The sequence below is a fragment of the Kitasatospora sp. NPDC058184 genome, from assembly GCF_042883725.1.
Classification (GTDB): Bacteria; Actinomycetota; Actinomycetes; order Streptomycetales; family Streptomycetaceae; genus Kitasatospora.
Genome location: NZ_JBHVVE010000029.1, coordinates 34,771 through 49,100, shown reverse-complemented (window position 1 = coordinate 49,100; position 14,330 = coordinate 34,771). Strand labels below are relative to the sequence as shown.

14 protein-coding genes are annotated in these 14,330 nt (G+C 73.8%); 10 read left to right on the top strand and 4 right to left on the bottom strand.

Going from position 1 to position 14,330, the window contains the following annotated elements; translation table 11 throughout:
* Positions 1-204: 204 nt before the first annotated feature.
* The 6 genes from ACFVXH_RS36230 (at position 205) to ACFVXH_RS36205 (ending at position 7,344) form a co-directional block, all read left to right on the top strand.
* The gene (locus ACFVXH_RS36230; protein WP_387830389.1) at positions 205-1,935 is read left to right on the top strand and encodes a protein kinase; all 1,731 of its coding nucleotides are present in this window, start codon (positions 205-207) and stop codon (positions 1,933-1,935) included.
* Positions 1,936-2,094: 159 nt separating this feature from the next.
* Complete coding sequence (mqnC, locus tag ACFVXH_RS36225) at positions 2,095-3,315, top strand: cyclic dehypoxanthinyl futalosine synthase (RefSeq protein WP_049651178.1); 1,221 nt, start codon at positions 2,095-2,097, stop codon at positions 3,313-3,315.
* 121 nt (positions 3,316-3,436) lie between these two features.
* Positions 3,437-4,153 carry a hypothetical protein gene (locus ACFVXH_RS36220; protein WP_387830385.1) on the top strand — a complete coding sequence of 239 codons (717 nt, stop codon included), beginning with the start codon at positions 3,437-3,439 and terminating at the stop codon, positions 4,151-4,153.
* 254 nt (positions 4,154-4,407) lie between these two features.
* The gene (locus ACFVXH_RS36215) at positions 4,408-4,995 is read left to right on the top strand and encodes a hypothetical protein (protein ID WP_074005515.1); all 588 of its coding nucleotides are present in this window, start codon (positions 4,408-4,410) and stop codon (positions 4,993-4,995) included.
* A 113-nt stretch (positions 4,996-5,108) separates the two neighbouring features.
* Positions 5,109-5,804: a demethylmenaquinone methyltransferase gene (locus ACFVXH_RS36210; RefSeq protein WP_049651181.1), complete on the top strand. Its 696-nt coding sequence runs from the start codon at positions 5,109-5,111 to the stop codon at positions 5,802-5,804.
* A 250-nt stretch (positions 5,805-6,054) separates the two neighbouring features.
* A complete protein-coding gene (locus ACFVXH_RS36205) occupies positions 6,055-7,344 on the top strand; it encodes a geranylgeranyl reductase family protein (RefSeq protein ID WP_117491907.1) in 1,290 nt (429 codons plus the stop codon).
* A 146-nt stretch (positions 7,345-7,490) separates the two neighbouring features.
* Here ACFVXH_RS36205 and ACFVXH_RS36200 read toward each other — a convergent pair whose 3' ends face one another.
* The 3 genes from ACFVXH_RS36200 to ACFVXH_RS36190 all read right to left on the bottom strand — a co-directional run bounded on the left by ACFVXH_RS36200 (position 7,491) and on the right by ACFVXH_RS36190 (position 9,382).
* Positions 7,491-7,847, bottom strand: coding sequence for a MazG-like family protein (locus ACFVXH_RS36200; protein WP_049651176.1), 357 nt, complete (start codon positions 7,845-7,847; stop codon positions 7,491-7,493).
* Between the two features lie 92 nt (positions 7,848-7,939).
* A complete protein-coding gene (locus ACFVXH_RS36195; protein ID WP_063780137.1) occupies positions 7,940-8,647 on the bottom strand; it encodes a peptidylprolyl isomerase in 708 nt (235 codons plus the stop codon).
* An 84-nt stretch (positions 8,648-8,731) separates the two neighbouring features.
* Positions 8,732-9,382 carry a TetR/AcrR family transcriptional regulator gene (locus tag ACFVXH_RS36190; protein ID WP_387830380.1) on the bottom strand — a complete coding sequence of 217 codons (651 nt, stop codon included), beginning with the start codon at positions 9,380-9,382 and terminating at the stop codon, positions 8,732-8,734.
* A 94-nt stretch (positions 9,383-9,476) separates the two neighbouring features.
* On the opposite strand from ACFVXH_RS36190, the gene ACFVXH_RS36185 reads away from it, so the two are divergent.
* Both ACFVXH_RS36185 and ACFVXH_RS36180 read left to right on the top strand, forming a co-directional pair.
* Positions 9,477-10,142 carry a CatB-related O-acetyltransferase gene (locus tag ACFVXH_RS36185; RefSeq protein ID WP_387830377.1) on the top strand — a complete coding sequence of 222 codons (666 nt, stop codon included), beginning with the start codon at positions 9,477-9,479 and terminating at the stop codon, positions 10,140-10,142.
* 176 nt (positions 10,143-10,318) lie between these two features.
* The gene (locus ACFVXH_RS36180) at positions 10,319-11,335 is read left to right on the top strand and encodes a DMT family transporter (RefSeq protein WP_387830374.1); all 1,017 of its coding nucleotides are present in this window, start codon (positions 10,319-10,321) and stop codon (positions 11,333-11,335) included.
* Between the two features lie 13 nt (positions 11,336-11,348).
* On the opposite strand, the gene ACFVXH_RS36175 is transcribed toward ACFVXH_RS36180, so the two are convergent.
* Positions 11,349-11,924 (bottom strand): hypothetical protein, encoded by a 576-nt coding sequence (locus ACFVXH_RS36175; RefSeq protein WP_387830371.1) that lies wholly within the window; start codon positions 11,922-11,924, stop codon positions 11,349-11,351.
* 197 nt (positions 11,925-12,121) lie between these two features.
* Here ACFVXH_RS36175 and ACFVXH_RS36170 point away from each other — a divergent pair, with 197 nt between their 5' ends.
* Together ACFVXH_RS36170 and ACFVXH_RS36165 are read left to right on the top strand one after the other, a co-directional pair.
* On the top strand, positions 12,122-13,201 hold the full coding sequence (locus tag ACFVXH_RS36170) for a sensor histidine kinase (protein WP_387830368.1): 1,080 nt from the start codon (positions 12,122-12,124) through the stop codon (positions 13,199-13,201).
* Positions 13,202-13,245: 44 nt separating this feature from the next.
* Positions 13,246-13,956, top strand: coding sequence for a response regulator (locus ACFVXH_RS36165; protein ID WP_380776165.1), 711 nt, complete (start codon positions 13,246-13,248; stop codon positions 13,954-13,956).
* The last annotated feature ends 374 nt before the right edge of the window (positions 13,957-14,330 follow it).

The window sequence follows — 14,330 nt, the reverse complement described above, 5'->3', positions numbered from 1 at the left end:
GTGACGACGGCCCCCGGGGGCGCGCGGTCCGGCTCCTGGCCCCGTTCCGGTCCGCGGGCCGGGCGGGGCCCGGCCGGGCCCGGTACGGTCTGCACCCGAGGCGCGTCCGGCTGACGGTCGGTCGGCCGGCCGGGTGGCCGCTCGGCCCCCGGCGGTCGGCGGTCGGCGGCGCGCGTGGCCGAGCGGGCGAGGGAGCGTACGGGGATGCGGGCACTGGAGTCGGACGATCCGCGCCAGGTGGGCGGCTACCGGCTGCTGCGGCGGCTCGGCGCGGGCGGGATGGGCCGGGTCTACCTCGGCCGGACGGCCGGCGGGCGCACCGTCGCCGTCAAGGTGGTGCGGTCGGAACTCGCGGACGACGCCGAGTTCCGCGCCCGGTTCCGGCAGGAGGTGGCCGCCGCCCGGCGGGTCGGCGGCGCGTGGACCGCGCCGGTCCTGGACGCCGACACCGAGGGCGGGCAGCCCTGGGTCGCCACCGGCTACGTGGCGGGCCCCGCGCTCGGCGAGGCCGTCCGGACGTACGGGCCGCTGCCCGAGCCGGCCGTGCGCTCGCTCGGCGTCGGACTCACCGGGGCGCTGGCCCACGTCCACGGGCTCGGCCTGGTGCACCGGGACGTCAAACCCTCCAACGTGCTGCTCACCCTGGACGGGCCCCGGCTGATCGACTTCGGGATCGCCCGGGCACTGGACGCCGCCGGCGGTCTCACCCGTTCCGGTTACGTGGTCGGTTCGCCCGGCTTCATGTCACCCGAGCAGGCGAACGGGCAGGCGGTCGGGCCGGCCGGGGACGTCTTCTCGCTCGGCGCCGTCCTCGCCTTCGCCGGGACCGGCGTGCACCCCTTCGGAGAGGGGGTCAGCGCGGCCGTGCTGCTCTACCGGGTGCTGCACGAGGAACCGGACGTGGCCGGACTGCCCGAGCCGCTGCGGGGGACCGTCCTCGCCTGCCTGGCCAAGGACCCGGCCGCCCGCCCCACTCCGCGGCAGCTCCACGACCGGCTGGACCCGGACGGCACGGCCGCCACCCGGCTGTCGCACGGCGGCTGGCTGCCGGCGGAGCTGGCGGCGGGGGTGGGGCGCAGTGCGGTGGGGCTGCTGGACCTGGACCTCGACTTGGACCCGGACTCGGACCCGGAGGGGATTCCGGGGGCTTCGGGGGAGCCGGCTCCGGAGGCGGGTGCTTCCGGGGTGGTGCGGACTCCGACCGTCGCATCCGGGGGCGGGCCGGAGGGCGAGGGGGATCGGCAGCCGCTGTGCTCGGGTGTCTGGGACGAGCCGGCGGGGGCGCGGCCGCGGCGGGTCCGGACCGGGGTGGCGGTCGCGGCGGCCGTGGCGGCGCTCGCGGTGCTCGGGGGCGGCGGGTACGGGCTGTACGAGTGGCTGCACCGGGCCGAACCGGCGGCCTCGGGGCCGTCGCCGACGGTGGGGCCGCTGCCGGAGGTGTCGGTCGATCCGAGCCAGGCCGTCCTGCCGAGCGGGGCCTTCGGCTCCGGGGTGGCGTCGGCCCCCGGTGCTCCGGGGAGCGCGACGTCGTCCGCCCCGGGCGCGGTGCCACCCGGGACGGGCGGGCCGAGCGTGGTGCCCGCCGCCTTCCTGGGCACCTGGAGCGGGGACATGGTCACCGACAAGGGGCTGCCCGCCGGGACCACCACGCTCACCGTCCGTCCGGCGGCGATCGGTCAGGAGAGCACCACCAGCCGCAACGCGGCCTCCGGGCTGATCTCGATCAGTTGCGAGGGCGCCTGGACGCTCAGGTCGGCCTCCGCCACCGCGCTGGTGTTCCAGTCCCGGCTGGTCCGCTCCTCGATCCCCGGCGCCTGCACCGGCGGCTCCAACGCGGAGACGCTCACCCTCCAGTCCGACGGGACGGTCCGGTTCACCTCCGCCGACCCGCCGGCCGGGAACCCGGCGGGCACGATGCGCAGGGCGAACGGCTGAGGCGTGGTCGCGGTCCGGGGCGGTCCGGTGTGGTCGGGGTCCGGGGTGCTCCGGGGTGCTCCGCGCGCTGTTCAGCGGGCTGACGCGGGCGGCGGAATGTGCTGGCGTAGGCTGGTTCGGCCGTACCCGAGTAGCACTTGAGAGAGAGAAGGCCGCCAGGTGACCGAGCTCGCAGCGACCACCCTCGATGCGTCCAGCACCGACCTGAAGGCCGTGCTCGACCGGGCCGCCGCCGGCGGCCGGATCACCCCGGAGGAGGCGCTGGAGCTCTACCGCTCCGCGCCGCTGCACGCGCTCGGCTCCGCCGCCGACGCGGTGCGCCGCCGCCGCTACGCGGGTACCGAGCACATCGCGACGTACATCATCGAGCGCAACATCAACTACACCAACGTCTGCGTGACGGCGTGCAAGTTCTGCGCCTTCTACGTGCCGCCGAAGAGCGACAAGGGCTGGTCCCGCGAGCTCGACGAGATCCTGCGCCGCTGCGCCGAGACGGTCGAGCTGGGCGGCACCCAGATCATGTTCCAGGGCGGCCACCACCCGGACTACGGCGTGGAGTACTACGAGCGCGCGTTCTCGGCGATCAAGGCCGACTTCCCGCAGCTGGTGATCCACTCGCTGGGCGCCTCCGAGGTCGAGCACATGGCGCGGATCTCGGGCGTCTCCGTCGAGGAGGCCATCACCCGGATCCACAAGGCGGGCCTGGACTCCTTCGCCGGCGCCGGCGCCGAGCTGCTGCCGGAGCGGCCGCGCAAGGCGATCGCCCCGCTGAAGGAGTCCGGCGAGCGCTGGCTGGAGATCATGGAGATCGCCCACGGCCTCGGCGTGGAGTCCACCTCCACCATGCTGATGGGCACCGGCGAGACCAACGCCGAGCGGATCGAGCACCTGCGGATGATCCGCGACGTGCAGGACCGCACCGGCGGCTTCCGGGCCTTCATCCCGTACACCTACCAGCCGCAGAACAACCACCTGAAGGGCTCGACCCAGGCCACCGTCTTCGAGTACCTGCGGATGATCGCGATCGCCCGCCTGTTCCTCGACAACGTCGCCCACATCCAGGGCTCCTGGCTCACCACCGGCAAGGAGGCCGGCCAGCTGTCGCTGCACTACGGTGCGGACGACCTCGGGTCCGTGATGCTGGAGGAGAACGTCGTCTCGGCGGCGGGCGCCAAGCACCGCTCCAACCTCACCGAGCTGATCCACCTCATCCGGGCCGCCGACCGCGTCCCGGCGCAGCGCTCGACCACGTACGAGCACCTGCGGGTGCTGGACGACCCGGCCAACGACCCGGTCGACCCGCGGGTCGCCTCGCACATCGCCTCCACGGCGATCGAGGGCGGCACCGCGCACCCCGAGCTGAAGATCCTGGACAACTGAGTCCTCGTTCCTCCTCCCTTCTTGTCGTGCCGGTGCCGGTGCCGGTGCCGGTGCCGCTGATGGCGGTGCCGGCGTCGGCGCTGTTGCCGTTGCCGTTGTTGTCGAAGTCGAAGGCGCTGTTGTGCTGACTCTGCACCGGGCGGCGTTCGTGCTGCCCGACCCGGCCGATCCCACCGCCCCGTCCATCGCCGACGGGGCGGTGGTGGTGCGTGGCGAGCTGGTCGAGGCGGTCGGGCCGTACGGGGAGCTGGCGGCCGGGTACCCGGGCGCGCGGGTGCGGGACTGGGGGGCGGCCGTGCTCGCCCCCGGGCTGCGCAATCCGTACGGGCACTGGCTGTTGGAACGCGCGTACCACCCGGATCCGCGGGAGGAGGTCGGCGTCGAACCGGTGGCGGACGGGCTGGCCGGGTCCACCGACGAGGCGCGGTGCGGGGCCAGCGCCCGGCGGGGGCTGCAGCGGATGCTCGGGTACGGGGTGACGGCGGTGGCCGGGCCCTTCGAGCGGGCCTCGGTGCGGACGGCGGTGGCGCGGTCGGGGGTCGTGGGGCTGCCCGGTTCCGCCGTGTCGTCCGCTGTGTCGTCCGGCGGGGTGGGCGGCGGGCCGCAGGACGGCGGGCCGGAGGGCAGCGGGCCGCAGGACGGTGGCGCGCGGCCGTTGGACCCGCTGGCCGTCCTGCCGTTCGCCGAGGCCGTGTACGGGCGGGTGGCGGTCGGGGGCCGGGCGGACTTCGCGGTGTTCGCGACGGCCGCGGTCGCGGGGGACGGGGGCGCGCAACCGGTGGCGGGCGGGTGCCTGGCCACGGTGCTGGGCGGGCGGTTGGTGTACCGCCGACGCTGAGACGGGCGTCACGGCGGGTGTGACGTACTCGTCAGTAGCCGGATTTCCTTGTGGCGCACGGGACTTCCTTCGTGTGCACCCGAACTCCGGGGCCGGTACCGGAGAGTGATTGTCCCTTCATCGTGACCTGAGGGCCCGCCAGCGGATACGATCCCGGACAGCTCACCCACTCCGTACCCTCACCACACCACCGCCCGCGCCCGCGGGTGGCGGGGCCGTGTCCCCGGCCCCGAAGGCAAGCCAGGACAGGAACCATGCGAACCGCGACCGTTCCCCCGCCGCGCACCCCGCGGATGGGCCGTGGTTGGTACCTCGCCGCCGTGCTCAGCGCAGTGCTGGCCGTCGGCATGTGCCTGCTGGGTTGGCGCCAGGCCGACCAGGCCGACCGGATCGAGGCGCACCCGGTGAGAGTCGAAGGAGTCGTCACCCAGCTCCCGACCGGTGGCGGCACCTACAGCGCCGTCAGCTACCGGGCCGACGGGGAGCCGCACACCGCGGCCGCGCTGCCGCTCTCGGACAGCGCCAAGGTCGGCGACGCGGTCTGCCTGGAGCACGCCGCCGACGACCCGGGCGCGGTACGGATCTGCGGCGACACCTACCCGCAGCCGGTCGGCGTGGGCCTGGCCCGGTTCAGCGTGCCGGTGGCCCTCGTGTTCTTCGTGATCTGCGTGCTGCGCATCCGTCGGCACCACAAGGCCCTCGCGGTCCGCAGCGGGCAGGGGGCGCTGGCCGCCAACCTCGCGCTGGCGGCGGGGGCGCTCGCGGACGGGATGCCCGCGATAACCCACGGCAAGCGGTCCCGGCGGCGGCGCCGAGCGGGCGGGCGGCGCGCCCAGCACTGACGGGGGCGTGCGGGTACGGCCCGGCCGGTGAGGACCGTGGGGGGCGGCCGGTGAGGTCCGTGGGCGCGGCCCCGTTGGTCGGGGTGTCCGTGCGAGGGTGAACAATGGGGGGCGTGACCCGAGCCTCTCTGGACAAGCAGCCGCACGAAGTCGCCGCCATGTTCGACGACGTCGCGGCCAAGTACGACCGCACCAACGACGTGCTCTCCCTCGGCCAGGCCCGCGCCTGGCGCCGGGCGGTGGCCGAGGCGGTGGCCGCCGGGCCGGGGGACCTCGTGCTCGACCTCGGGGCCGGCACCGGCACCTCCTCGCTGCCCTTCGCCGAGGCCGGGGCGAAGGTCGTCCCGTGCGACTTCTCGGTCGGCATGCTCACCGAGGGCAAGGGCCGCCACCCCGAGCTGGCGCTCACCGCCGGCGACGCCACCCGGCTGCCGTTCGCGGACGACACCTTCGACTCGGTGACGATCTCCTTCGCGCTGCGCAACGTCCAGGACACCGACGAGGCGCTGCGCGAGATGCAGCGGGTCACCAAGCCCGGCGGCAAGCTGGTGATCTGCGAGTTCTCCACCCCGACCTGGACGCCGTTCCGGACGGTCTACACCGAGTACCTGATGCGCGCGCTGCCGCCGGTGGCGACCGCCGTCAGCAGCAACCCGGAGGCGTACGTCTACCTCGCCGAGTCCATCCGGGCCTGGCCGGACCAGCCGGGGCTGGCCGCCAAGCTCCAGGACAACGGCTGGTCGAAGGTCGCCTGGCGGAACCTGACCGGCGGGATCGTCGCGCTGCACCGGGCGTACAAGATCGCGTAGCCGGGTTCGGCGGGCTCGGGGCTCGGCGGGCTCGGTGGGCCCGCGCCCCGGTCGCTCGGCCGCCCGGCTGCTCGGCTCGGGTTGGTGGTCGGGGCGGTCGGGGCTGGCGGTCGGGGCTGACGGGCGGAGCCGGAGGTCGGGGGCGGGGGAGCATCCGGTGGCGTGAGCGGAACTAGACTGCCGGAGACAAAGCCGCCGTCCCCCGCCGCAGTTCCAGGAGTGTGTCCACGTGTCCGAGACCGCAGCCGATCTGACGAAGCCGGACAGCCCCGTCGAGAGCACGGCCGACGTCATCGTGGTCGGCGCGGGCCCGGCCGGCGCCACCACCGCGTACTACCTGGCCCAGGCCGGGCTGGACGTGCTGCTGCTGGAGAAGACCGCCTTCCCGCGCGAGAAGGTGTGCGGCGACGGCCTGACCCCGCGCGCCACCAAGCAACTGGTGGACATGGGCATCGACGTCTCCACCGAGAACGGCTGGCTGCACAACAAGGGCCTGCGCATCATCGGCGGCGGCGTCCGGCTGGAGCTGGACTGGCCCGAGCTGTCCTCCTTCCCCGACTACGGCCTGGTGCGCAAGCGTGCCGACTTCGACGAGCTGCTGGCCCGTCAGGCCGAGAAGGCGGGCGCGCGGCTCTACGAGCGCTGCAACGTCAGCGGGCCGGTCCTGGACGAGCGCACCGGCCGGATCGTCGGCGTCACCGCCAAGCTCGGCGACGAGAAGCGGCCGGTCACCTTCCGGGCCCCGCTGGTGGTCGCCGCCGACGGCAACTCCACCCGGCTCTCACTCGCCATGGGCCTGCACCGGCGCGAGGACCGCCCGATGGGCGTCGCCTACCGCACCTACTTCACCTCGCCGCGCCACGACGACGACTACCTGGAGTCCTGGCTGGAGCTGTGGGACACCCGCGACGGCGACCGCAAGCTGCTGCCCGGGTACGGCTGGGTCTTCGGCATGGGCGACGGCACCTCCAACGTGGGCCTCGGCATCCTCAACTCCTCGCCGGCGTTCGGTGAGCTGGACTGGCGCGAGGTGCTCAAGGCCTGGTGCGCCAACATGCCGGAGGAGTGGGGCTACACCCCCGAGAACATGACCGAGCCGATCCGCGGCGCCGCGCTGCCGATGGCCTTCAACCGGCAGCCGCACTACACCCGCGGCCTGCTGCTCGTCGGCGACGCGGGCGGCATGGTCAACCCGTTCAACGGCGAGGGCATCGCCTACGCGATGGAATCCGGGCAGATCGCCGCCGGGGTCATCGTGCAGGCCCTCGCCCGGGTCACCGACGGCGGCCGCGAGCGCGCCCTCCAGGCCTACCCGCGCATCCTCAAGGACGTGTACGGCGGCTACTACACGCTGGGCCGCGCCTTCGTGAAGCTCATCGGCAACCCCAAGGTGATGCAGATCGCCACCCAGCGCGGCCTCACCCACCCGATGCTGATGCGCTTCACCCTCAAGCTGCTCGCCAACCTCACCGACCCGCAGGGCGGCGACGCGATGGACCGTGTGATCAACGGCCTCGCCAGGGTCGCGCCGAACGCCTGACGGCTGGTGTCTGGTGCCTGACGGCTGGTGCCTGACGGCTGGTCTCTGGCGCCTGATGCCTGGCGGCTGACGCCGAAGGGCCGGACGCCGAACGCCTGGCGCGGACCGGGTGTTGGGGCCGGTGGGGATGTCCGTCCCCGCCGGCCCTACGGCTGTTCGGCCGTCCGGGGTGCCTCCGGCGCCCGGCGGGAGGCGGCGGAGCGCTGCTCGACGTAGGCGAGGCGCTCGTCGAAGATCCGGGCCGCGTCGGGGGTGAGGGTCCTCAGGGCGACGAGGGCGGTGAAGACGACGTCGCAGAGCTCGTGCTGGACGTCCTCCCAGGTGTGGGTGACCCCCTTGCGCGGGTTCTGGCCGGTGGCGCCGATCACCGCGGCACCGACCTCGCCGACCTCCTCGGAGAGCTTGAGGATCCGCAGCAGTCGCTCCTCCTGGGGCGACTGCGTGCTCTGCTCGTCCAGCCGTGCGACCAGGTCGTCGACGCTCTCCCAGATCCGGCTGTCCATGCGGCGTTGCTCCTGCTCCCACGCGGTGTCGTTGGTGCTGCCACCGTACGGGAGCGGGCCGGGGCTGTCCGGCCCGCCGGGGACGAGCAGCCTCAGCGGGCGCTGATCTTCACGTTGCGGATGTTCACCGGGAGGTTGGGGAAGCCGTCGCCCGGGTTGTTCTGGTCGTCCTCGCCGCCGGCGGCGATCTTCTGGAGCACGTCCAGACCGCCGGTGATCCGGCCGAAGGGGGTGTAGGCGGGGGAGAGCTTGGTGTCCTTCCAGACGAAGAAGAACTGGCTGCCGTTGGTGTTCGGGCCGGCGTTGGCCATGGCCACGGTTCCGGCCGGGTAGGTGGCGCCGGTCAGGTTCTCGTCCGGGAACGAGTAGCCGGGACCGCCGCTGCCCGTGCCGGTCGGGTCGCCGCACTGGAGGACGTAGATCCGCTGGGTGGTGAGGCGGTGGCAGTGACTGCGGTCGAAGTAGTCGTGCTCGGCGAGGAACCGGAACGAGAAGGTGGTGCAGGGCGCCTTGTCGGTCAGGGCCTCGAAGCTGATCTGGCCCTGGCTGGTCCGCAGTGTCGCGCGGTAGGGCTTCGCCGCCTTCTTGGCGTCGAACACCGGGATGCCCTTGAAGTTGTCGGCCGGGACGGCCGGTGTGTAGGCGCAGCCGGTAGCGGGGGTCGCGGCCGCGGGGGTGTCCGCGATGGCGGTGCCGGTGCTCGCCACGAGCGGGAGGACGGTGGCGGCGGCGACCAGCGCCCAGTGCTTGCGCTTCACGTGACGGGCCTTCCGGGGGGTGGTGGACGGCGGTGTTGTCATGGGTGCATCATCCACGGCCGGATGGGGATGCGGTAGGGGTTGGGGCGGCCGTGGCTCCCCGGGCGGCGACAGTGTGATGGTTTGTCAGTTCTGCTCCGGGGTGGTCGTGGTGGGTGTGAAGAGTCCCGCGCGGGCGGCCATGGCCGCGGCGTCGGCGGCCCGCTCGGCGGTGCGGGCGTCCAGTGGCTCGCCGGAGACGAAGAGGCGGTAGTAGAGCGGCGCGGTGGCGGCCCGGACCACCTCGGTGCCGTCCGTCCCGGCGGGCAGCTCGCCCCGGGCGACGGCCCGTTCGGCCACCTCGGCGGCCTGGCGGTGGCGGGCCGCGAAGAAGGCGCGCAGGGCGGCCGCGCCGGTGTCCGAGCGCTGGGCCGCGGAGATCAGTGCGGTGGGCGTGGGGCCGAGCTCCGGATCGGTGAAGACGCTGAACACCTCCTGGGTGATCCGGTGGAGGTCCTGCCGGAGGTCGCCGGTGTCGGGCAGGGGCCAGGGCTGGTCTGCGGAGGCGGTCAGGGCGTCGGCGACCAGGCCGTCCACTCCGCCCCAGCGCCGGTAGAGGGTCGCCTTGTGGACGCCGGAGTGGGCGGCGACCGCCTCGACGGTGAGCCCGTCGTACCCCTTCTCGGCGACCTCGGCGAGCGTGGCGGCGACCACCTCGGCCCGGACCCGGGCGCTGCGGCCGCCCGGGCGCGGGGTGGGGGTGCGGGGCTCCGGTGCGGGGTGGGTTGCTCCAGTCAAAGTCGACTCCAGTCGCATTAAGGCTTACTGTGGGGTGGCGGCCGTGCCATGCTCATCGTAATGCGACTTACGTCGCATTACGAGAGGAGCCCGCGTGTCCGCCACTGCCGTTCCCGACCCCACCGCCCTCCACCCGCTCGCCGGCCACGACCGGGTCGTCCTGCTGCGCCCGCTCGTCACCGACCCGCGGATCGAGGTCGGCGAGTACACCTACTTCGACGACCCCGACGGTGCCACCCGCTTCGAGGAGCGCAACGTCCTCTACGCGTACGGCCCCGAGCGGTTGGTGATTGGCAGGTACTGCGCGATCGCCACCGGCACCCGCTTCCTGATGGCCGGCGCCGCCCACCCGACCGTCGGCGTCTCCACCTTCCCCTTCACGATGTTCGGCGGCAGTTGGACCGAGCGGACCCTCGACATCGTCACGGGCCTGCCCAGCCGGGGTGACACCGTGGTCGGCAACGACGTCTGGTTCGGCCACGGGGCCACCGTCCTGCCCGGCGTCCGGATCGGCGACGGTGCGATCATCGCGGCCGGGGCGATGGTCACCGCCGACGTCGAGCCCTACACCGTCGTCGGCGGCAACCCGGCCCGCCCGATCCGCCGCCGCTTCGACGACGCCGACATCGCGCGCCTGCTCCGTGCGGCCTGGTGGGACTGGCCGGTGGAGCTGGTCACCGAGCACGTCCGCGCCATCATGTCCGGCACCCCGGCCGACATCGAGGCGATCGCCGCGGCGAACGGTCTGCTCTCCGCCTGACCCAACCGTGCCCGTGGAGGGCATTGATCATCGGGGGCCCGGTGCGCGAAGATGGCGCCCCCTTGCTCCGCGCACCGCCCCGTCCACTGCCAGGCCTTCCGCCCGGCTCCTGGGTCCGTCCGACGCCGTACGGTACTCGCGCCCGCCGGTTCCGTCCGTTCGGAGGGATCTTTCGCATGCCAGCCTCCTTGTCCGACCCGTCCGAGGGTTCGTCCTCGTCGGTCCTTCGCGATCTTCCGGTCCTGCTCGTGGCCGTGGTGTGGGGATCGAGCTTCCTCGCCGTCCAGCGGGTGGCCGAGCCCGGGACGGTCGTGGCGATGCTGGTGCTGCGGTTCGGCCTGGTGCTGCCGCTGCTCGGGCTGGTCGCCTGGCGTGCCCTGCGGAGGCTGAGCCGCGCCGAGTGGCTCGGCGGCGCCGCACTGGGGCTGGTGCTCAGCGGGATCTTCCTGCTGGAGACCTACGGAGCTGTGCACACCTCCGCGACCAATGCCGGGCTGATCATCAGCCTCGCGATGGTGCTCACGCCGCTCGGCGAGAGCGCCCTCGCCCGGACCGCACCGCCGAAGGCCTTCCTCGCCGCCGCCGGGCTGGCCGTCCTCGGCGTCGCTCTGCTCACCGGGGACGGCGGGCTGCGCCCTCCGGCACTCGGTGACCTGCTGGTGCTGGGCGCCGCCCTCGTCCGCTCGGCGTACGTCCTCGCGATGGCCCGCACCCGGGCCGTCCGCGACACCGACGTGCTCGCCGTCACCTGGGTCCAACTCGCGGTGGCCACCGGCGTGTTCGCCGCCGTCGCGTTCCTGGTCGGACCCGCGCCGTGGACGGTCGCGCGTTCGTACGGGGCCGGCCAGTGGGGCTGGCTGCTGCACCTGTCCTTGTTCTGCACCCTGTTCGCCTTCTTCGTCCAGATGTGGGCCGTGCGGGCCACTTCGCCCTCGCGGGTGAGCCTGCTGCTCGGGACCGAGCCGCTCTGGGCCGCCGTCTTCGGCATCACCGTGGCCGGGAACCGCATGGGCCCGCTCGCCCTGCTTGGCGGAGCCCTGGTGCTGGTCGCGACCGAGTGGGGCCGGCGCACCGCCCCCGTACCCGCCCCCGCCCCGGCTGTCGCCCCCGCCCCGGCGCCGCGCCCGGCCGGGGGCGAGGACGAGAGCGGGGCCGACGCGGTGGGGCCGGGCTCGGAGCCGGCCGCGGTGTGACCCGTCGTCCTCGTCACCGGCGCGGCCGCAGCGTCCGGCGGGCGTAGTCGAGGGCGACCGCGCCGAGCAGCGGGCCCCAGGCGACCAGGGGCAGGTAGGCGAGCGTCATCACCACGGCGGCGAAGCCGTGCGGGGAATCCGGCTCGGCCAGGTTGTGCGCCCAGCCGCCGAGCAGTGCGGCAGTGCCGACGTAGGTGAGGACCGCCGAGCCCAGCAGCGCCGGGACGATCGCGGCGAGCGGCCGGACCCGACGGCCGCCTATCAGGGGGATCCACCGGGGCGCCACCAGCCCCCAGGGCCGGACCAGGCCCAGGGTCAGGAAGGCCAGCGCCTCCGCCAGGGCGCTCAGCGCCACGCAGTAGACCGTGCCCCAGCCCGGCTGGTGCGCGCCGTACACCGCGGCCGTCGCGCCGGAGAAGCCGACCGGGACGCCGAAGCCGAAGGCGATCCGCCACAGCCCCGAGGGGATGGTGCTGAGGACTGCGGCCCCGGCGGCGAGCCGGGCCCAGCGCGGGGCGGGCGGGACGTTCGGGGCCGCCGCCGCGGCCCGGTGGGCGGTGCCGCGGGCGGTGATCACGAGCTTCGACATGGTGGTGGACTCCCTTCGGCTCCGGCCTCCGTGGCCGGTGCGATGACTCAAGACTGGAGGCTCGCCAGGGGTTCGCGGCAGATGCCGATCGGGCTGTTCCTCCTGCTCAACCGGCCTTTGAAATATGCCGATCGGCACAGGCGCGCCGCCCGGGCGGCGTCGTAGTGTGACGGCAGTCGAAGGGTCGAGAAGGGGTGATGACGATGACTCAGATCCTGTCCGGGATCGTCCTGGTCCTGGCGCCGCCGGCCTGGGTGGCGCGGGGGCGGTACGGGGCGGCGGCCGTGACCATGGCGCTCGGGGCGGCGTCGGTCGTGGTCACGGTCGCCGTCTGGCTCCTCGGCCGCTGGACGGAGGGGCAGCGGTGGGCCGGGCTGGCGGGCCTGGTCGAGCTGGCCGTCCTGCTGCTGTCGGTGGTCGTCAGCCTGCGCGCCGAGGACGGCCCGCGGTGCGCGGCGGCGGCCTGGACAGCCTGCGGAGCGGTCGCCCTCTGGCCGTCCCGGTTCGCGTTCGTCGAGGGGCCCGCGGACACACTCACGCTCTTCGGGTTCGGATCGATGCTCTCGCTGCCGGCCGTCCTGGTCGGGCTCTACCTGCGGGGCCTGGACGAGGGGCGCCACGAGGCGGTGGCCGAGGCCAGACGGGCGCAGCGGCTCGAACTGGCCCATGACCTGCACGACTTCGTGGCACACGATGTCAGCGGCATGGTCGCCCAGGCCCAGGCGGGGGCCTATCTGGCGGGGATCGATCCGGCCGGCGCGGCCGAGATGTTCCAGCGAATAGAGCAGGCCGGGCAGCGGGCGCTGGCCTCGCTGGACCGGACGGTACAGCTGCTGCGCAGCGAGGAGCAGGGCGGCCGCGGTCCGCAGCCCGGACTCGCCGAACTCGCCGAGGTGGCCGAGCGGTTCACCGCGACGGGCGGCGTGAACGTCCGCCTGGAGCTGCCGGAGGAGCCGGTGCCGCGCGAGGTGGAGGGCACCGTCCACCGGATCGTGGTCGAGTCCCTGACCAATGTCCGGCGGCACGCTCCGGCCGCGCGGGCGGTCGAGATCCGGGCCCGCCGCAGCGGTGGACGGCTGGAGCTGACCGTGACCAACGACGGTCGGGCACCGGGCCCGGCGGGGCGGCCGCGCCGGGGCGGCGGCAGCGGACTGCCGGGGTTGGCGGCCCGGGTGGAGGCCCTCGGCGGTTCGCTGGAAGCCGGTCCGTACGAGCGGGAGGCCTGGCGGGTGACGGCGGTGCTGCCGCTGGAGGAGGCCGGCACGGGGCCGGCGTGATCGTAGGAGCCGACGAAGGTCGGCAACGGGGAGAGGTGCGGGACATGGGCAGTGGCACAGGGCCGGTTCGGATCCTGATCGCGGACGACCAGGCGGACGTCCGCAGCGCGTTCCGGATGATCCTGGACGTTCAGCCGGACATGGTGGTGGTCGCGGAGGCGGCGGACGGCGCCGCGGCGGTGGCGGAGGCACGGAGGCTGCGGCCGGACGTTGTGCTCGCGGACATCCGGATGCCGAAGCTCGACGGCCTGGAGGTCACACGCCAGTTGGCCGACCAGTGCAAGGTGATCGTGGTGACCACCTTCGACCTGGACGAGTACGTGCACACGGCGCTGCGGCACGGAGCGGCCGGGTTCCTGCTGAAGCGCTCGGGGCCGGTGCTGCTGATCGAGGCGGTCCGGGCGGCGATGGCCGGGGACGCGTTGATCAGCCCGCAGGTCACCGTCCGGCTGCTGCGGCACATGGCACTCCCGGGCGCGGAGTCGAAGCCGGCGCTGAAGTCGGGGCCAGGCGCGAAGGCGGCCGCGGCGGCTCCGCAGCCGACAGCCGGGCCGACGGAGGAACTGACCACGAGAGAAAGGGAGATCGCCGAGCTGGTGGCAGACGGTGCGACCAACGCCGAGATCGGCGCAGGGCTGTTCATCTCACCGGGGACGGTGAAGAACCACCTCGCCAACGTCCAGCGCAAGATCGGCGCCCGCAACCGGGTGGGCATCGCGGCCTGGGTCTGGGAGCAGACGGCCGGCCGCCAGTAGCGGGCCCCGTCCCGGAGCACGAGGGCCCGCGGCCCCGGCGGGCACCGCCGGAGCGGGACGGCGGGCGCGCGGGAGAGGGGGAAGGGAACCCCGCCCGACGGCAGGCTCGCGCGCTTGTGAACGAAGGGTCAAGCGAGCGTTCGGGCCCCGCCACCCCTGCGAGTGAGCCGCTATAACACGTCAACATGACGTCTGAAAATTTGCTCCCTACGACGCATAGTTGATATAGGAACATGCCCCTGACCTGCCACTTCACAAGTAAATGCGACCGCTTGTGATCGTTTGACTGCTTTGCGTCGACAAATCTGGGCATGCTCACATTCGACCCCATTTACAGGGTGTCGTAGATCACAAAGATGGCGTTGAACTGCGTG